The following is an 18,814-nucleotide window of genomic DNA, read 5'->3' as shown; positions in this document are numbered from 1 at the left end:
AACAAAAATCTGTAATCTGAAAATCCAAAATCTGAAAATCTAAATATAAAATGATAAAACAACAAATCATAGACAATTTTGACCCAAGTCAACCGGGTTTAGCTGATGCCACCGTTTTTGGATTGCCTTTTTCGGCAGACCAATCTGAAATCATTGTAATTCCGGTGCCGTGGGAAGTAACCGTGAGTTACGGAGCAGGTGCTTCAGAAGGACCGGCAGCTATATTGGAGGCTTCTTTCCAAGTCGATTTGAATCATCAGGATTTTCCTGAGTTATGGAAACTGGGGATATACATGGATGAAGCACCGGCACACTGGGCAACTAATTCGGATAAATACAAAGCCTTGGCACAACCCATTATTGAAATGCTAGAGAGCGGTGAAGCAGTCGAAACGTATCCTGCATTACAAGCTGATTTGGATAAAATCAATAAAGTATGCCGCGAATTACATACCGAAGTAAAAGACAAAGTTTTGTATTGGATGGCCAAAGGCAAAAAAGTAGTATTGGTGGGAGGAGATCATTCGACACCACTTGGGTATTACGAAGCGTTGGCTACGCAACATGATGATTTCGGGATATTACATCTTGATGCTCACATGGATTTAAGAATTGCCTATGAAGGATTTACGTATTCACATGCTTCTATTATGTATAATGCTCTGCAAATTCCACAAATTTCGAAAATAGTTCAAGTAGGAATCCGCGATTTTTGCGAGCAGGAAGTAGCTGTAGTCAAAAAAGCAAACGGCAGGGTTTTAGTAAATACTGATGCCGATTTGAAAAGCGAAATGTTTGCAGGTAAAACATGGGAACAACAATGCGAGGCAATCATTGCCACTTTACCGCAGAAAGTGTGCATCAGTTTCGATATCGATGGAATGTATCAATGGTACGCTCCAAATACCGGAACTCCGGTTCCGGGCGGATTTTCGTTCGAACAAGCCACTTATTTGTTCAATAAATTAGCCGAAAGCGGAAAAGAGATTATTGGTTTTGATTTGGTAGAAGTTGCTCCGGGAGAAACCGATTGGGATGGTAATGTTGGCGCCCGAATGTTGTTTCATATGTGTGGTGTATTGGCCAAAAACAAAGGGATGAACGTTGGAAATCGAATTGAATTTCCCAGAAAATAATAAAAAAGAGCTCTGATTCAGAGCTCTTTTTTATTTTAAGCCAATTCAAATATTTAAAGTGTTCTTCGGAATGGAGTGAAATCCGGTTTCATTCACTTTTTTTTCAACATCCTCCACACTTACTAACGAGTGGGTGAAAACCGTAAATTCTAAAGGAAATACAGTATTGTTGATTTGAACATCTTCTACGCCGTCTAAGGTGAGTAGCGCTCTTTTGATAACTGCTAAATCAGATTCCTCTTTAGCATTAGTGCTGAAAATCATTCCTTGGTTGCCCGGAATTATATTGTCTGTTAGTAAACTCATGTTTTAAGGATTTAATGGTTAATTCATTTGTTTAAAATATAAAAAGGGATGTGATTTTTTAAAAAATACGATGTTCCTGGAAGGTAGCTGATATGAGTAAAGTTAGTTTATTTTGAGCGATTAGGCTATTTATTTAACATTGTTTATAGTGTATTTACAGCACGTAAAATGCAAACCGGAATTAGTTATATTTGTGTAAACTACTTGCCATGAAAAAAATAAAGAAAGTCTTCCTGATTATTTTGATACTCATCGCGGTTTTGCTGTTGCTTGCCTTCAGCTATCTACAGTATTCCAAACCCAAATACGAGGGAGAACAATCCTTAGAACATATTGCTAAAGAAACAACCGTTTATTTTGACGATTACGGGATACCGCATATTTATGCTGCGAGTCAAAAAGACGCCATGACAACTTTGGGCTTTGTTCACGCACAAGACCGTTTATGGCAAATGGAACTCATGAGACGCATTGCTCCGGGACGTCTTTCAGAAATTTTTGGCAACACCACTTTAAAAACAGATAAGTTTTTTGCCGGAATCGGGATTGATGAAAGTTCGGCCAAAGCGGTATCTCAATTAGACAAAAAATCGCAAACCTATATTTTGGCCACTGCCTATTTGGACGGCATAAACCAGTACATTGAATCCGGCGTTACTCCGGTTGAGTTGCGTTTGCTGGGCATAACTCCCGAAAAGTTTACGTTGAAAGATGTGTATAATATTTTCGGTTTCATGTCATTTAGCTTCGCAATGGCTCAAAAGACCGATCCTTTGTTAACCGATATTCGCGATCGTTATGGTATGGACTACCTGAAAGATTTCGGTATTAATGGAGAATTCAATACCCAACAATTAAAATCCTATAAAGGCAACTTGACGGAATACAGCAAAATCTCAAGATCATTGACCACTATGCTCGAATCATCACCGGTTCCGGCATTTATAGGAAGTAACAGTTGGGTAATTGGCAGCGATAAAACCAAAAACGGGAAAGTGATTTTGGCCAATGACCCTCATATCATTTACTCACAACCGGGTACGTGGTACGAAGCGCATATCGTTTGCCCCGATTATGAAATGTACGGGTATTACATAGCGGGTACCCCATTTCCTTTATTGGGACACAATCGCGAATATGCTTATGGTTTGACCATGTTTGAAAACGATGATGTCGATTTTTTTCAGGAAGAAGAAAACCCGAATAATCAGCATCAATACAAAATTGACGGAGCGTATAAAAACTATACGTACCAACAGAAAGTAATCAAAGTAAAAGACAGTTCCGATGTGAAATTGAATGTAAAAACCAGTCAGCATGGCCCTGTGGTAACTGGTTTACTTGATGGATTGGCTTCAAAAAAATCAATAGCCATGTCATGGATTTACACTCAGCAAAAAAATCAAATTTTGGACGCAGTTTATCAATTGTCGCATGCTAAAGATTTGTCGGATTTTCATAAAAATATTGAACTTATCAAAGCGCCCGGGCTCAACATAATGTATGGCGATGCCAAAGGGAATATTGCCTGGATAACTTCGGGTAAGTTGTATAAAGTAGATAAAAGTGTTAATACCAATTTCATTCTCAACGGAGCAAATCCGGTTGACAACCAAAGAATATTTTTGCCTTTTGCCAAAAACCCATCTGCCATCAATCCGCCATGGCAGTATGTGTATTCGGCCAATAATCAGCCCGAAGCCATTGACGGGTATTTGTATCCCGGCTATTATTTGCCCAAAGACCGTGCGCTGCGCATAGATAATTTGTTAAAGTCAAAAAGCAATTGGACCAAGCAGGAGGTCAGCGAAATGATAGTCGATAACACATCGGCAACCGCTCAGGCAATAGTGACCGGGATGACAAGTTCGCTACATGTTGCCCAATTTTCTGCCAATGAAAAACAGTCTTTAAAAATACTCAAGGAATGGCAGGGAACCCACGGTTTGAAAGAGGTGGCTCCGACTCTTTACAACAAATGGCTTTATTTTTATTTAAGAGATACTTTTGAAGATGAATTCGGAAAAGATAATTTTAAGTTATTGCTCAGTACACATATCATCAAACAAGTAATCGAACATCAAAGTAAGAATGTTGCTTCACCGTGGTGGGACAATATTACAACTAAAGATAAAAAAGAAACCCAAGCTGATGTATTGACACAATCTTTTAAAGAAGCTATAGCCTCTCTCGAAAAGCAATTAGGAAATGATGTAACTGCCTGGCAATGGGAAAAAGTACATCGGGTAGAGTTTCAACATCCGATTGGTAAATTAAAATTGTTCAGTCGTTTTTTTAACGTGGGCGCTTTTCCGATTTCGGGTTCCAATGAAGTCATCAACAATCAGTTGTTTATTTATACCGATGAGGCTGAAATTGTGGTAAAAGGAGGGCCTTCTACCAGACGTATCATAGATTTTTCGGATATAGAAAACAGTTGGAGTGTGTTGCCCACCGGGCAATCCGGCAATCCGATGAGTGAGCATTACGATGACCAAGCCGAACTGTTTGTCAACGGGAAATTTCGCAAAATGAAACTCAATAAAAAAGAAATCGAAGCTACATCAACCCGATTTGTTTTTAAACCAAAGTAAATAGTGTTATAGCAAATAATTATTCTAAATACGATTACTCATTTGCGGTAAAGCCTTAAATTTGCCAAACCGTTTACCAGAAATAAATGCAAACTCCTCAAAAAATTGCTGTAGTAGGTTCAGGCTTAGTCGGAACGTTATTGGCAATCTATCTTAAAAAGCAGGGTCATACTGTTCATGTATATGATCGAAGTCCGGATATCAGAACTGTACAGTTTTCGGGTCGTTCTATTAATTTGGTAATGTCTAACAGAGGGTGGAAAGCCATGGAAGATGTTGGGTTGGATGATGAAATCAGAAAGATTGGTATTCCGGTAGACAAACGGGCTATCCATCTGAAAAACGGAGAACTCAATTATCAATATTATGGTAAAGACGGCGAAGCTATTTTTTCATTGTCGCGTGGGGTTTTGAATCGAAGAATGATTGATTTGGCTGAAGCTGCAGGAGTCGACTTTTATTTTAACCACAAAATTTGGGATGTTACTTTGGCCGATGCTACTTTGCATATTGGTGATTCTGAACAAGGCGCCTGGACAGAGCTGAAATACGATAAAGTATTCGGGGCCGATGGAGCTTTTTCAAGAATTCGTCACCGCATGCAACGTCAAAGCATGTTTGATTACTCGCAGGAATTCATGAAAATAGGGTACAAAGAATTACACATTCCGGCCAATGCTGACGGTACTCATAAGATTGATAAAAATTCATTGCATATATGGCCTCGTGGAAACTTTATGCTAATGGCTTTAGCGAATTTAGACGGAAGTTTCACCTGCACGCTATTCATGCCGTTTGAAGGCGAAAATTCGTTTGAACAATTGAAAGACGAGGTTGCTTTGGTTAATTTCTTTGCCAATTACTTCCCGGATACCAAAGAAGTTATTCCTGATTTGGTTCGCGATTTTTTCAAAAACCCTACCAGTTATTTGGCTATCATGAAATGTTATCCGTGGACCTATGAAGATAAGGTTGCTTTGATTGGTGACGCTTCACATGCCATTGTTCCTTTTTATGGTCATGGCATGAACGCCGGTTTTGAAGATATTACAGTTTTGAGTCACATGATGGCAAAATACGGTGATGACTGGAAAACTATTTTCAGCGAATACCAAAAATCACGTAAACCCAATGCCGATGCCATTGCCGAGTTATCGCTCAGAAATTTCATTGAAATGAGTGCGAAGACTGCAGATTCCAAGTTTTTATTGCAAAAGAAAATCGAAAAATGGTTTTCGGATAAACATCCGGATAAATGGATGCCGCTATACAGCCGGGTTACCTTTAGTTTGCAACCCTACTCGGAAGCTTTAGCTATTGGTGATTTCCAAAATAAAATTATGGAGGAAGTAATGCAAATGGAAAACATCGAGGAAAAATGGAACAGCGAGGAAGTCGAAAATAAAATTATAGCCTTATTGAAATAGAAAGTCCCGATGATTCGGGACTTTTTTATTCTTCACGATGTACTTTGTTGAAATCGAAAGCAGGAGTACAGATGGCAATATATTCACAAGGTTCGTCAAAAGGATTGGAATATTGCACCCGCGTGTTTTTATCAATCTTGATGGATTGACCGGCTTCTAAAACTACGATTTCATCCTCAATAATGAATTGTTTTTTGCCCGAAATGATATAGGTGTATTCGTCAAACTCGGGAGTTTGAAACGGTTCGGCCCATTTTGGTGGGGCAATCATGTGTGCTATAGATATTTCGCCGTTTTGAGTAGTGGCATTGCCGTGGTGTTCTTCTATCAATTTACCATCGGTGGTAGGTACCACAAAAGGATTTTTTTGAATTAGATATTTTTTCATTGTATTAAAAGTGTTTAATCCCAAACGTATTTCCAGGAGTTGTCTTTTTGTTTTTTCCAAACGGTATGAAAAGTGCCTTTAGATACTCTTTCCTTTCCTTGGAAATCAATTGTTTTCCAAACGTATTTCCCATAGGTATAAGCCATAGAGCCGTCGTTGGAAACCGAAACAAAATCGGGTGTCCAGGTTACTTTGGCTGATGAATATTTGGGGTCGCTGTAATAGGATTTGATGTTTTCTTTACCTTTAATAACCGTGTCGTTTTCACGTTTTATTGCGGCACTGTCATCTGCAAATTGATAAAATGCTTCTGCTATACCTTTATTTTGAGCCATTGTTTTGAAGTCTTCTTCGGCTTTTAGGATTTCTTTTTTGATGGGCTCAAGATCTAATTCGGTTTTTGGTTTAGAGTTGCAGCTAAATAAAACCCCGGTTAGTGCTATTAAAAAAACTTTTTTCATGAGATTACTTTTTAAACATAAAATATACAGCCAAGATAAGGAAAACAAGTCCAATCGCATGATTCCAACGAAAGGTTTCGTTTTTGAAAAACAACAGAGAGAAAGTTACGAAAATAATTAACGTAATGACTTCTTGTATCACTTTGAGTTGTAAAAGCGAGAAAGGTCCGCCATTGCCCTCGAACCCTATTTTGTTGGCTGGCACCTGAAAACAATATTCAAAAAAAGCTAACCCCCAACTGATTAGGACAATGGTAATTAAGCCTGCATTTTCAAACCATTTGAGCTCTTTAAATTTCAAATGACCATACCAGGCAAGTGTCATGAAAATGTTGGACAGGATTAATAAACCTATGGTCAGATAGCTTTTCATTTGTTTTGAGTATTACTGAGTTTTTTTTCAAAAATAAACAAATGTTAATTGTTTTTTGATACAGTTGAAAAAGAGGTAAATTTAGCTTTGTTAAAAAATCTTTCAGGCAACAGATACATTTTTAGCGGTTTTGGCGTTATATATGTAAATGTGTAATAAAACAGCAAAAATAAATAGTATTTTTTAGTAGAATCCGAAGATTGATAAAAATGTCGAAATTGCTCAATTTAGCTGAGGTTTAGACATAAGTTATAAAATATAAAAAAAGTTTTTTTATTTAAAGTAAAAAATTAAATTTGCTACCAATCAAGTTTATTAACAACTAAAACTTATAATTATTTAAAAATTAAAATTTTAAAAAAATGGCAAACGTTAAAAAAGAAAGTAGTTCAAATGGATTAGGGATGATGTCAGGTATCATCATTGTAGCATGTATTTTTGTTGGATGGATTATCTGGAACTTTATCATGGGTAATGGTGCTAACTTTGAAGGAGGCGTAAATACAGGACATCCGCTGCCTGGGAATTATTTAGCAATGGTATATAAAGGAGGTCCGATTGTACCGGTTTTGATGGGATTATTATTGATGGTGGTAGTCTTTTCAATTGAGCGTTTCGCTGTGATTACTAAAGCTGGCGGAAAAGGAAATTTAGATACGTTTATGAGAAACGTTCAGGCGAGTGTAAAAGCCGGTAATATTGATGAGGCAATCAATGCTTGTGACAAACAACAAGGTTCAGTAGCTAACTCAATTAAAGCTGCATTGGTTAAATACCAAGAAGTGAAAAAAGAAGGTTTCACAAGCGAAGAAGCTGCTGAGACTATCCATAAAGAAATTGAAGAGGCAACTTCACTTGAAATGCCAATGTTAGAGAAAAACATGACCATCTTGTCTACATTAGTTGCTCTAGGAACATTAGCCGGATTGTTAGGAACTGTAACAGGTATGATTAAAGCGTTTGGTGCGTTAGCTTCTGCAGGAACTCCGGATCAGGCAGCTTTGGCAAATGGTATCTCTGAAGCACTTATCAATACTGCTACAGGTATCTCTACTTCAGCATTAGCAATTATCACTTACAACTTCTTCACTTCTAAAATTGATACGTTGACTTACTCAATTGATGAGGCAGGTTCAACTATTGTGAACACATACAGAAAATTCAGAGGAAGTTTAAAATCATAATTCAATAATGAATTATAAAAAAATAAAAGAAGATAATGGCTAAAGTAAAATCGCATAAGGCAGCAGGTTCCATCGATATGACAGCGATGTGTGACGTGGCTTTCCTTTTACTTACCTTCTTTATCCTTACTGCGACGGCCAAAGTGCCTGAGCCGCTTCCGGTAGATACACCGGCTTCTACAGTGCAGACCAAGTTGCCTGAAACAGGATTGGTAACAATCACTATAGGAAAAAGCGATGGAGAAGACAGAGTGTTTTTCGGAATGAAAGACAGAGCAATTCGTTCAGGAGCACTTGATTATATGGCTCAAAAATACAAAGTGTCTTTCACCGAGCAGGAAAAAGCCCAATTCGCCTTGATTGATGAATTTGGTGTTCCTATTGAAGGGTTGAAACAATTATTGGCAATGAAAGCTTCGGATAGAGCAAAAAAAGGAGTTCAGCCAGGAGTTCCTTGTGATTCTATCAACAAGCAATTGCAAGATTGGATACAATACGCCCGATTGGCAAACATAGACCAAGGCGCTAATAAAGAGCTTCAGTTTGCTATCAAAGGTGATGCGAAAGAAGAATATCCGGAAATCAAAAAAGTAATGGATATTTTACAGGACCAAAAAATCAATAGCTTTAATTTAGTTACTGGTTTAAGAGGAAAAGATTATTAATTTATAATAATAATATAAAATGGCTGAATTAAATACCGGCGATGGCGGTGGCAAGAAAGGCAGTAAAAAAGTAAGAAGTAAAAAATCCAATGCAAAAGTGGATCTTACTGCTATGGTGGATTTGGCATTCTTATTGATTACATTCTTCATGTTAACAACATCTTTATCCAAACCACAATCTATGGATTTGGGATTGCCTGATAAAGAGGATAAGAAGGAACCTCAAAAAGATATAAAAGTTGACCAAAGAAGAACCATGACTATCATCATGGGGAAAGACAACAAAATAAAATGGTATCACGGTTTGCTTGATTCACCGGAACCAGGAGGAGCACCAACAGATGCCGTATATGGTAAAAATGGCCTTCGTAAAGAAATCCTGAAAAGAGTGGTTTCGATACCCCAGGTAACAGGTGATAAAGACAAAGGGATGATTGTTATCATCAAACCAACCAAGAAATCAACCTACAGAAACTTGGTGGACGTATTGGATGAAATGGCTATCTGCAAAGTTCCAACGTATGCAATCGTTAACGATATAACACCGGAAGAACAAAAACTAGTAGACGAAATGAACAAGTAGTGTCTTGTACTAATCTTTAAAAAGTGAAAAAATGAAATTAGACTTATTCAAAAGACAGTGGATAGACATAGTGTTTGAGGGACGTAATAAAGCATACGGAGCGTATGAATTGCGTAAAGAAAACCCAAAGACTACTTTGCGTTCATTGGCTATAGGTGCGGTTATTTTTGGTTTAGCAGTAAGTGCACCACTTATCATCAGCTTGATTCCGAGCAAATCGGATGATGATGCTAAGTTAGACCAAAAAATCGTGACCATCAAACTACCTCCTAAAGAGGAACAACCTAAAGATCTTCCACCACCTCCACCACCTCCACCAAAAGTGGATCAAGTGAAATTTGTGAAGCCGGTAGTGGCTAAAACAGAAGAAATTGTGGAAGAACCGCCTAAAGTTGAGGAAATTAAAGATAAAAAATTAGGTAACGAAACTATCAAGGGTGATCCGGATGCTCCTTTAACGGTAGAGCCGGTTGGAAACGGACCAAGCCAAGTAGTAGAGGAAGATAATAACATCTATAACACTGCTGGTATCGAGGTGAAACCTGATTTTCCGGGAGGATTGGAGAAATTTTACAAATTTATTGGTAAAAATTTCCAGGTTCCAGAAGAAGAAGGATTGAAAGGTAAAATCTTCGTTACTTTCGTTGTTGAAAAAGATGGTTCATTAACTGATATTAAAGTGATCAGAGATATTGGTTACGGTACAGGTAAAGAAGCCATAAGAGTTCTAAAATCTTGTCCGAAATGGAATCCGGGTGAACAAAACGGTAAAAAGGTTAGGGTATTATACTCGTTACCTATCTCGATTCAATCAGCCGAATAAATGGGTTCGAAATTTATAGATAACTTTCAGAAGAAATCGCTTAAAGAGCGATTTCTTCTCGTTATAGGTATTTTGTTTTTTTTGATTTATTTAACACTTGGGCTAATCATCATATTTTGGAAATCTCTTCCGTTGACTTTACCCCATACTTATAGAATTGCTTTTGGAATTCTGTTAATCGTATATTCTTTTTTGCGATTTTTGCGATTTTTTACTAAAGAATAAATTTTATCTGATGAGCAAATTTTTTAAAACCACTACAAGCATTCTGTTGTTAATTCTTTTGTTTGTTTTTTCATGTCAAAAAAAATCCGATGACAAAAAAGACACAATAATTGAAGGAAAAGCCACGATTTATGTTGACGAATCCATACTGCCGATAATAGAAGATGAACAAGCAGTTTTTGAAACAGAATACAATGCGAAACTACATTTGGTTTCCAAATCAGAAAAAGAAATCTTAAACTCCCTGATTAATGATACCGCTAAAATAGCAGTGCTGACCCGTCAACTTTCGACTCAGGAAATAAAAGCATTTGAAAGTAAAAAGATATATCCTAAAACAACCCCTTTTGCTACTGATGCTATTGCGTTAATAAAAAATAAATCCTCTAACGATACATTGATAGCTCAACAAGATGTCATTGATTTTTTGAACGGGAAGAATGTACCATCAATCAAAGGCCTTGTTTTTGATAATGCCAATTCGAGTACAGCAAGATACTTAACAGCAATGGCTGGGACAACCATTGCTAATCAGAAAAATATCTTTTCATTTAAAACTAATGAAGAGGCAATTAAGTACGTTGCCGAGAATAACGGAATGATAGGTGTTGTAGGTATGAACTGGATTTATCAACCCCCTTTAAATCTGGAAGAATATGTAGAAAAAGTCAATGTTTTAAGTGTTAAGCCTATAAACAAAGAAAGCTATTATTCGCCTACACAAGATAATGTTGCTTCAGGAAATTATTCTTTGGCACGTCGTTTGTACATCGTCAACTGCCAGGGATATTCAGGTTTAGGAATGGGCTTTGCGTCTTTTCTTGGAGGTGAAAGAGGGCAACGTATCATTTTAAAATCCGGTTTAGTTCCGGAACGAACACCCGGCAGAAAAATAGTAATTAGAAACACAATCATTAAAGATAAAAATTAAATTAAAAAAGATGAATAAATTTAAAATTTTCAGCTTAGCGCTTGTGGCAACAACTGTTGTCAAAGCACAAGATTTAGAGACGGCGAAGAAGGCTATTGATGCTGAACAATTTGAAAAAGCTAAATCGTTGCTAAAATCAATCATACAAGCCAAGCCCGCTAATGGTAAGGCCGCTTTTCTTTTGGGGAATATTTATTTAAAACAGAATATCGCTGATTCGGCAACTATTTCTTTTCAAAAGGGATTGTCCGCAGCTGAAGGGGCAAAATTCAATAATATCGGATTAGGTCAAATGGACTTGGATGCAGACAATAAAGCAGCTGCTCAGGCCAAGTTTGATTTAGCAATGAAAGATTTGAAAAAGAAGGACACTGAAGAGTATGTTTATATTGCTCGTGCCTACATGAATTCGGATAAGCCCGATTTTGCCAGTGCCATCGCTGTTTTGACGAAGGCTGCTACTGCAAATCCTAACGATGCTCAAGTGCAATTAGCGCTTGGAGATGCTTACTATGGAGCAAAAAAACAGAATGAAGCCTATGTGGCCTACAGAAATGCATATCAAACCGATAGCTCACTAATCAGAGCAAAAATGCAATTAGGGGTTTTGTTGAAAGGAGCTAAAGCATATACTGAGGCTGTAAAAGCATACAATGAAGTAATCAGTATCAATCCAAACTACGGGCCTGTTTATAGAGAATTGGCCGAAACGTATTACTTGTGGGGAAATAACGAGCCAAAAACGTATACTGAAAATATTCAAAAAGCTTTAAGTTTTTATGAAAAATACATGAGTTTGACAGACTATTCAATTACATCCCGTATGCGTCATGCCGACTTTTTAATTTTGGCCAAAGATTACAAAGCGCTTGAAGTAGAAGCCAATAAAATGAAAGAATTGGATAAGGTGAATCCGAGAATTTTACGTTATTTGGGTTATTCGGCCTACGAAAACGGAAATACCGATGCCTCTATTAAGGCCTTACAGGATTTTACATCAAACCCAACCAACAAAATAATACCAAGAGATTATTTATACTTGGGTCAGGCTAAAATTAAAAAGGGAACCAGCGCTGACGGTAAAACGGTAGATGCCGCATTGATGGCTTCGGCCATGGAGGATTTCAAGAAAGCAATAGCTATTGATCCTCTGGTAGTGAGAGAATTTAGTGAATTAGGGAAAAACTATTTTGCCTTAAAATTATACAACCTTTCAGCATTCTTTTACGGGTATAGCGTTGATTTTATAGACTCGAAAACGTATTTAGAAGATGCATTGTACTATGCGATATGTGTTGTGACTGTTAACAGAGGCAAAACTGGAGCTGAACTCGATATGGAAGCACTTACTAAAGCCGATAAAGTGATGGATGATTTTATCGCTAAAAGACCGGATTATCAGGATGCCTATTTGTACAAAGCGAGAATTAATAATGTGATGGGCAAGGACGATATAATGGCCAACAATTTCCAATTGTATGTTGACATGGTCATTGCTAAAGGCGATGCAGAAGTTGCTAAAAATAAAGCAAAGATAATTGAGGCTTACAACAACATGGCGGCCCATTATGCCAATTCAGATAAAGCAAAGGCAAAAGAATTGTTTAATAAAACACTAGCTCTCGATTCAACTAACAGTTATGCGACTGAATCATTGAAATTGTTAAAATAAACGTTGACTTGACAATCTTAAAAACCGCTTTGATTTTCTCAGAGCGGTTTTTTTATTCCTGTTTTCAAATTAACTCATTTTCAAATTGAGTATCTTTGCCAACTATTATTGACAAAATGTTATCAAAAGAAACACAACGAGCCGTAGAAAAAGGAGAGATGCTTCCGCTAATGGAAGAATTTTATACCATTCAAGGCGAAGGATTTCACACAGGGACAGCTGCCTATTTCATTCGAATTGGGGGTTGTGATGTGGGATGTCATTGGTGTGATGTAAAAGAGAGTTGGAATGCAGCTCTACATCCGCCTACTGCAACCGATTTGATTGTGGACAATGCCAAAAAATATGCCGATACCGTTGTCGTTACCGGCGGAGAACCCTTGACTTGGGACATGACATTGCTCACCAAAAAATTAAAAGAAAAAGGACTGAAAGTACACATCGAAACTTCAGGAGCTTATCCTGTAACCGGACATTGGGATTGGTTCTGTCTTTCACCAAAGAAAAACAAACTCCCGCAAGCAGATGCTTATGCTATTGCTAATGAGCTGAAGGTTATTATTTACAACAAACATGATTTTGTTTTTGCCGAAGAACAAGCGGCCAAAGTGAATAAAAATGCTATTCTGTTTCTGCAACCCGAGTGGAGTAAAAAAGAGGAAATGACTCCTCTGATAGTAGATTATGTTATGAGGAATCCAAAATGGAGGGTGTCATTGCAAACCCACAAATACCTTAATATTCCTTAAAACGATTTTGATGAAGTTAGTCGCTATTCAAATTTTACTGTTCATCTTATTGCCATTTTCAGTATATTCACAAATTCAAGGTGAAGACGAGGTTTATTTGAGTGGTGACAGGATTGAGGCAAAATTTAACGGAGGCGGAATAGAAGCATTTTCAAAATTCATACGTCAGGAGTTTGATTATTCTAAGGTAACCAAACCCGGAAAGATGGTGGGTGCTTTTACTGTTGACGTTGACGGTAGTGTCAAAAACATCAAAATTGTTGAGTTTTTTGATGTAGAGTCGGCGACCGAATTTATAAGAGTTTTGAAAAAGTGCCCGAAATGGGAACCGGCGCAAAGAGGTGGTAAGCCAATCAGTATTGAAATCAAATATCCGATGGTATTCAGAAATAAGAAATAAACAAAAATATTATTAACAACTATTAAATTAAGAAACATGAAAAAAATTTTAATTGCTGTAGCTTTTGCTTTCGTTTCACAAGTTGGTTTTGCTCAAGATGAAGCCTTCAAAAAAGATGTATTAAAAGTTATTGAAATGAGTGGGGCTGCTAACCAAATGAAATCGGCTAAAGACCAAATTCTTCAAATGGTTCCAAAAGAAAAACAAGCGGCATTTATCATCGAGTTTGATGCTACACTACCTGCCTTGTATGACAAATTGGCCAAAATTTATATGGAAGAATACACTAAGGAAGACATCAAAGCGATGTTGGCTTTTTATGATAGTCCGGTTGGAAAAAAAATAAATGAAAAAGCAGGTATTATGTTAGAAAAGCAGCAAGCGGCCGGTCAGGAATGGGGTCAAGGCTTGCAAGGCATGATGATGAAATACATGCAACAATAAGTAAGTAAAAACAAAAATCCCAAGTCATTCCTGATTTGGGATTTTTTGTTTAAAATAATTTTGCCAGATAATCATAATGATTTCCTTCAGAAACTAATTTACACTGTAAACCGTTAGCGTGGGCGGCGTTTTGTAAAGTGTTATAATCAAGATACAACCACGGAAAAGGCATTTCGGTTTCTCCTTTATAGGAAACTGTAAAGGTCAATTCGCCATAATAGCCTTCACCCGGAATCCATTTCCCACCATCTTCATCTTCGTCAAACATATAAATGATGTCTGAGCTGTCAATCAAAATTTGTCCGTTCGGAGCTAAGAGCGACTTGAGTTTTTGCAGGTATTTTGAAGTTTCGGCCAATGTTCCGAAGATGCCAGTGCCATTCATCAATAACAAAATTGTATCAAACTTTTCATTTTCAATGTCTAAAATATTCTGAATGCGCGCATCATTCAAACCGCGAAGTTGACATGTTTTAATGGCCTTTTCCGAAATATCAACCGCAGTAACGTCAAACCCTTTTTTCTGCAAATACAAACTGTGGCTTCCGGCACCGCAGCCCACATCAAGAATACGACCTTTGGCCAGTTGCATTGCTTTTTTTTCAAGTTTTGGCATTTCGCGGTATTCCCTGAAAAGATAAGCAACACTCATCATATCAGCTTCCGAGATATTAGTTTCGGTAATTAAATCTTCCGGAGCATTATGCGTTTGGAAATCAAGAATGGCTTTCCCAAAAAGGTCTTTCATAAGTGTAATTTAGAAGTGTAAAGTTGGTATTTTTGCATCAGAAACAAAATCAAAATGCTCAAGCCCTCTTTAAACGAAATTCAAAAGTTAGCCAAAGATAAGCATATCGAAAACAAAAAGTATTTTGATAAGCTCAAAAAGAAAACGCCCAAGAATTTAGATTACATCATGCAGGAGTTACATGAGGCCGAGTTCAAACGAACCGATTGTTTGCAGTGTGCCAATTGTTGCAAAACGACGGGGCCGCTGTTTACTTCGGCGGATATTGAGCGTATTGCCAAACATTTGAAGCTAAAACCACAGCAGTTTATCGACCAGTATCTGCGGATTGACGAAGACAAGGATTATGTATTACAAAGTGTGCCGTGTACGTTTTTAGATGCCGAAAATTACTGCCTGATCTATGAGGTAAGACCTAAAGCCTGTCGTGAATTTCCGCATACCGACCGCAAGAAGTTTCAGCAGATATCCAATTTGACATTGCAAAACGTAGCGATTTGTCCGGCGGCATACAATATTGTAGAAGAAATGAAGAAAAAAATACCGTTGTAGGATGAAAGTATACAAATCAAAAATTGATTGGTGGCTGATGGCTATTGTGTATGGGGTTTTAATCTACCCTATGGTTGACGGAATTTTGACTAAGGAATACATTCTTAGTGCAGGAATGATGGGTGTTGTGTTGCTGATTACGTTGTTGTTTTATTCGGTACAATATAAAATAGAAGGAGCGCAGCTGAAAATTTGGTGGACTACCATTGATATAAAAACCATTCGAAAAGTCTACGCCACCCGAAACCCACTCAGTTCCCCGGCTCTTTCATTAGACAGGTTGGCTATTGTTTACAACAAGTATGATGAAGTTTTAGTATCTCCAAAAAACAGAGAAGACTTTATTCAGGAACTTTTAAAAGTCAATCCTGATATCGAAGTAAAAGCTTAATTATATATCAAATACTTTTTCCGCATTGCTTTAAAATCATTCAGCCCTTTCTCCCACGATTTTCTGATTTCGGTTTCCGTTACACCCGCTTCAATTTGCTGCTGCAGCTTTTTGGTGCCGGCCAGCTTGGTGAAAAACGGAATGAAGAATTTTGATTTATCTGCGGTTTCGTGGTAGGCTTTGATCAGCCATTTTAATTCCAATTGACGCACTTTAGGAACCCGACTTAAATCTTCGCCATAACACAATTGGCCTTTCAACGGCGGTTCTTTGGCACCTTCATTGGGCATGGGGGTAAAATGAAATCCGGTATTCGGGAGATCGGGTGACCCGTAAATTTGGAATTGTTGGTTGGTACCGCGTCCCAAACTCACATTCGTGCCTTCGAAAAAGCAAAGACTCGCATACAAATTTATAGCTTGGTCGTTAGGTAGATTAGGCGACGGTTTAACAGGCAAACTGTAAAACATCTCGCGTTGGTAATGCAAACACGGAATCACGGTTAGCTGACATTGTATGCCATTCTTCAGCCATTTTTCGCCATTGATCATTTGGGCATATTCGCCAATCGTCATGCCATGCAATACCGGAATTGGGTGCATGCCGACAAAACTGGTATATTCTTTTTCAAGCACCGGTCCGTCAACTATACTTCCGTTGGGATTGGGACGGTCCAGAACAATCAGCGAAATATTGTTTTCGGCACAGGCTTCCATGATATAATGTAGCGAAGAGATATAGGTGTAGAATCGGGCACCCACATCCTGCAAATCAAAAAGCATAACATCAATACCGGCCAAATGTTCAGGCTTTGGTTTTTTATTGTCTCCGTATAAGGATATGATTGGCAAGCCGGTTTTCGAGTCTTTACCGTCTTTAATCAATTCGCCGGCATCAGCAGTCCCTCTGAAGCCATGTTCGGGAGCATATATTTTTTGAAGGGATATTTTTTTTTCTAAAAGAAAATCCACCACGTGGGTTTTGTCGGAAAGGATTCCGGTTTGATTGGTAACAATCCCAACTTTTTTGTTTTTTAATATAGGTAAATAAGCTTCATAATTATCGGCTCCGGTTTTTATTTCGGTTGTTGGCGTTAGGTTTTTTGTTGTTTCTTTTTCGACATCTCCCTGCTGCTTTCTGCTTTCTGACTTCTGTGAAACTCCACAAGAAAGTAGTAGCAAAACCGAGAATAAAACTGTATTTTTGAACACCAAATTTGAAATCATACCGTTGAAATTAGAATATTTTATAGCCAAGCGACTCATTACTGCTAAAGACCATAAAAGTAGTATATCCGCGCCAATAATAAAAATTGCCATCACGGCCATTGCTTTGGGTATGATTATGATGATCGTTTCCATAGCAACCGGTATAGGCTTGCAGCAAAAGATACGCCAAAAGGTTTCGGCGTTCAACGGTCACATCATCATTTCAAGTTATAACGACAATAATTCCGATGTCAGTACGAGCCCCATTTCCATACGTCAGCCCTTTTATCCAAAATTCAAAAACGTCGAGGGGATTAGTCATGTGCAGGCGGTTGCCAGTAAAGCGGGAATTATCCGTACCGAAGCTGCTTTCGAAGGTGTTATATTCAAAGGCGTGGGTCAGGATTATCAAACCGAGAACCTCAAAGAATACCTGGTGCAAGGAAGATTGCCGAATCTTACAACCAATCTGAACGATGAAGTGCTGATATCGCAATACTTGTGTAATCGGTTAGGATTAAAACTTGGCGATAAATTCGTCACCTATTTTATGAAGGAAAACAGCGAGGGGTACAACCTGCGCAATTTCAAAATAGTCGGTATCTATAACTCTGGTTTTCAGGAATTCGACGCGAGCTATATCATAGGAGACATCCGCCACGTACAGCGCATCAACAAATGGCGTCCCGATCAAGTGGGGGCCTTCGAGGTTTTTATCGATGATTTTACTCAAATCGGGCAAAAAGGAAAAGAAGTCTACCAGGAAACATCCTCTACACTCGACACCCAAACCATCGAAGAAAAATTCTATTACATCTTCGAATGGCTCAAACTGTTCGATTTCAACATCATCGTCATTCTGATTGTCATGATAGCCGTTTCTACTATTAATATGGTAGTAGCACTGTTGGTACTAATCCTCGAAAGAACACAAATGATCGGCATTCTCAAATCCATAGGAGCCAACAACTGGTCTATCCGAAAAATATTCATCTACAACGCCGCCTATCTAATAGGGAGAGGGCTGCTTTGGGGAAATGCCATCGGCATTGGGCTGTTGCTCATCCAAAAATACTTTGGCGTCATCCAACTCAATCCCGAAAGCTACTATGTCAATGAAGCTCCGGTTGACATCAATCTCTTCTATATCCTTCTTCTTAATATAGGAACCATAACCGTCTGTTTGCTCGTTTTGCTTGTCCCGTCCTATATTATTACCAAGATTACCCCATCAAAATCCATCCGTTTCGAGTAAGGAGCGAAAGTTTCGGTTTTTTTTGTGGTCCGTTTTCCCGCTTTCCGGGCTACACGGTAGTCCCTGCAATCGGGGCTAGGGAGAGTTTGTCTGGTGTGTTTGGAGAGGTTCGGTAAAAAGAATGGATGATTTTAATCTGCAAAAACCGATGGATCAGATAATTAAAAAAAAGGATAAAAAAATGGGATAAAAGATTTGGATTGGGAGAAAAAAGATTTCTATATTTGCACCCCGCAAGAGAGGGAATGTTCTTTAGAAAACTGGAAAACGAGGGATTTGAAATAAATTCAAAAATAATT

The 18,814-nt window shown here is 38.0% G+C and carries 21 protein-coding genes; 15 read left to right on the top strand and 6 right to left on the bottom strand.

From position 1 onward, the window contains the following. Positions 1–50: 50 nt before the first annotated feature. A complete protein-coding gene (locus EZL74_RS02410) occupies positions 51–1,136 on the top strand; it encodes an agmatinase family protein (protein ID WP_131474999.1) in 1,086 nt (361 codons plus the stop codon). Between the two features lie 45 nt (positions 1,137–1,181). Here the strand turns inward: EZL74_RS02410 and EZL74_RS02405 are convergent, their stop codons facing one another. Continuing rightward, positions 1,182–1,442, bottom strand: a complete 261-nt coding sequence (locus EZL74_RS02405; protein ID WP_131474998.1) for a heavy-metal-associated domain-containing protein — start codon at positions 1,440–1,442, stop codon at positions 1,182–1,184. Positions 1,443–1,651: 209 nt separating this feature from the next. On the opposite strand from EZL74_RS02405, the gene EZL74_RS02400 reads away from it, so the two are divergent. Together EZL74_RS02400 and EZL74_RS02395 are read left to right on the top strand one after the other, a co-directional pair. Next, on the top strand, positions 1,652–4,036 hold the full coding sequence (locus tag EZL74_RS02400; RefSeq protein ID WP_131474997.1) for a penicillin acylase family protein: 2,385 nt from the start codon (positions 1,652–1,654) through the stop codon (positions 4,034–4,036). An 86-nt stretch (positions 4,037–4,122) separates the two neighbouring features. Beyond that, a complete protein-coding gene (locus tag EZL74_RS02395; RefSeq protein WP_131474996.1) occupies positions 4,123–5,463 on the top strand; it encodes an FAD-dependent oxidoreductase in 1,341 nt (446 codons plus the stop codon). Positions 5,464–5,488: 25 nt separating this feature from the next. Here EZL74_RS02395 and EZL74_RS02390 read toward each other — a convergent pair whose 3' ends face one another. From EZL74_RS02390 to EZL74_RS02380, 3 genes are read right to left on the bottom strand one after another with little or no spacing between them, the layout of a single operon-like run. Continuing rightward, a complete protein-coding gene (locus EZL74_RS02390) occupies positions 5,489–5,851 on the bottom strand; it encodes a cupin domain-containing protein (RefSeq protein WP_131474995.1) in 363 nt (120 codons plus the stop codon). Between the two features lie 14 nt (positions 5,852–5,865). Next, the gene (locus EZL74_RS02385) at positions 5,866–6,312 is read right to left on the bottom strand and encodes a YybH family protein (protein ID WP_161971683.1); all 447 of its coding nucleotides are present in this window, start codon (positions 6,310–6,312) and stop codon (positions 5,866–5,868) included. 4 nt (positions 6,313–6,316) lie between these two features. After that, entirely contained in the window at positions 6,317–6,685 is a 369-nt protein-coding gene (locus EZL74_RS02380; RefSeq protein WP_131474993.1) for a DMT family protein, read from the bottom strand. A gap of 362 nt (positions 6,686–7,047) precedes the next feature. Between EZL74_RS02380 and EZL74_RS02375 the strand changes: the two genes are divergently transcribed. From EZL74_RS02375 to EZL74_RS02330, 9 genes are all read left to right on the top strand, one after another. After that, positions 7,048–7,869, top strand: coding sequence for a MotA/TolQ/ExbB proton channel family protein (locus tag EZL74_RS02375; protein ID WP_131474992.1), 822 nt, complete (start codon positions 7,048–7,050; stop codon positions 7,867–7,869). 35 nt (positions 7,870–7,904) lie between these two features. After that, positions 7,905–8,534 (top strand): ExbD/TolR family protein, encoded by a 630-nt coding sequence (locus EZL74_RS02370; protein WP_131474990.1) that lies wholly within the window; start codon positions 7,905–7,907, stop codon positions 8,532–8,534. Between the two features lie 19 nt (positions 8,535–8,553). Further along, a complete protein-coding gene (locus EZL74_RS02365; RefSeq protein WP_131474989.1) occupies positions 8,554–9,117 on the top strand; it encodes an ExbD/TolR family protein in 564 nt (187 codons plus the stop codon). Between the two features lie 31 nt (positions 9,118–9,148). After that, the gene (locus EZL74_RS02360) at positions 9,149–9,940 is read left to right on the top strand and encodes an energy transducer TonB (RefSeq protein ID WP_131474988.1); all 792 of its coding nucleotides are present in this window, start codon (positions 9,149–9,151) and stop codon (positions 9,938–9,940) included. Between the two features lie 235 nt (positions 9,941–10,175). Beyond that, a complete protein-coding gene (locus EZL74_RS02350) occupies positions 10,176–11,096 on the top strand; it encodes a PstS family phosphate ABC transporter substrate-binding protein (protein ID WP_131474985.1) in 921 nt (306 codons plus the stop codon). Positions 11,097–11,106: 10 nt separating this feature from the next. Further along, on the top strand, positions 11,107–12,768 hold the full coding sequence (locus EZL74_RS02345; protein WP_131474984.1) for a tetratricopeptide repeat protein: 1,662 nt from the start codon (positions 11,107–11,109) through the stop codon (positions 12,766–12,768). Between the two features lie 116 nt (positions 12,769–12,884). After that, positions 12,885–13,517, top strand: coding sequence for a 7-carboxy-7-deazaguanine synthase QueE (locus tag EZL74_RS02340; RefSeq protein ID WP_131475228.1), 633 nt, complete (start codon positions 12,885–12,887; stop codon positions 13,515–13,517). A 10-nt stretch (positions 13,518–13,527) separates the two neighbouring features. Next, complete coding sequence (locus EZL74_RS02335) at positions 13,528–13,917, top strand: energy transducer TonB (RefSeq protein ID WP_131474983.1); 390 nt, start codon at positions 13,528–13,530, stop codon at positions 13,915–13,917. A 36-nt stretch (positions 13,918–13,953) separates the two neighbouring features. Continuing rightward, positions 13,954–14,361 carry a DUF2059 domain-containing protein gene (locus EZL74_RS02330; RefSeq protein ID WP_131474982.1) on the top strand — a complete coding sequence of 136 codons (408 nt, stop codon included), beginning with the start codon at positions 13,954–13,956 and terminating at the stop codon, positions 14,359–14,361. Between the two features lie 49 nt (positions 14,362–14,410). On the opposite strand, the gene EZL74_RS02325 is transcribed toward EZL74_RS02330, so the two are convergent. Beyond that, positions 14,411–15,109 (bottom strand): class I SAM-dependent methyltransferase, encoded by a 699-nt coding sequence (locus EZL74_RS02325; RefSeq protein ID WP_131474981.1) that lies wholly within the window; start codon positions 15,107–15,109, stop codon positions 14,411–14,413. A 54-nt stretch (positions 15,110–15,163) separates the two neighbouring features. On the opposite strand from EZL74_RS02325, the gene EZL74_RS02320 reads away from it, so the two are divergent. Then, complete coding sequence (locus EZL74_RS02320) at positions 15,164–15,661, top strand: YkgJ family cysteine cluster protein (RefSeq protein ID WP_131474980.1); 498 nt, start codon at positions 15,164–15,166, stop codon at positions 15,659–15,661. A gap of 1 nt (position 15,662) precedes the next feature. Then, positions 15,663–16,052 carry a PH domain-containing protein gene (locus EZL74_RS02315; RefSeq protein WP_131474979.1) on the top strand — a complete coding sequence of 130 codons (390 nt, stop codon included), beginning with the start codon at positions 15,663–15,665 and terminating at the stop codon, positions 16,050–16,052. On the opposite strand, the gene EZL74_RS02310 is transcribed toward EZL74_RS02315, so the two are convergent. After that, entirely contained in the window at positions 16,049–17,278 is a 1,230-nt protein-coding gene (locus tag EZL74_RS02310) for an exo-beta-N-acetylmuramidase NamZ family protein (protein ID WP_161971682.1), read from the bottom strand. The genes EZL74_RS02315 and EZL74_RS02310 overlap by 4 nt on opposite strands. 4 nt (positions 17,279–17,282) lie before the next feature. On the opposite strand from EZL74_RS02310, the gene EZL74_RS02305 reads away from it, so the two are divergent. Then, positions 17,283–18,515 carry an ABC transporter permease gene (locus EZL74_RS02305; RefSeq protein ID WP_131475227.1) on the top strand — a complete coding sequence of 411 codons (1,233 nt, stop codon included), beginning with the start codon at positions 17,283–17,285 and terminating at the stop codon, positions 18,513–18,515. Positions 18,516–18,814: the final 299 nt, after the last annotated feature.

This window comes from Flavobacterium silvisoli (genome assembly GCF_004329815.1).
GTDB lineage: Bacteria > Bacteroidota > Bacteroidia > Flavobacteriales > Flavobacteriaceae > Flavobacterium > Flavobacterium silvisoli.
The sequence above is the reverse complement of the archived record's forward strand: the minus strand, read 5'-3'. Positions and strand labels throughout refer to the sequence as shown.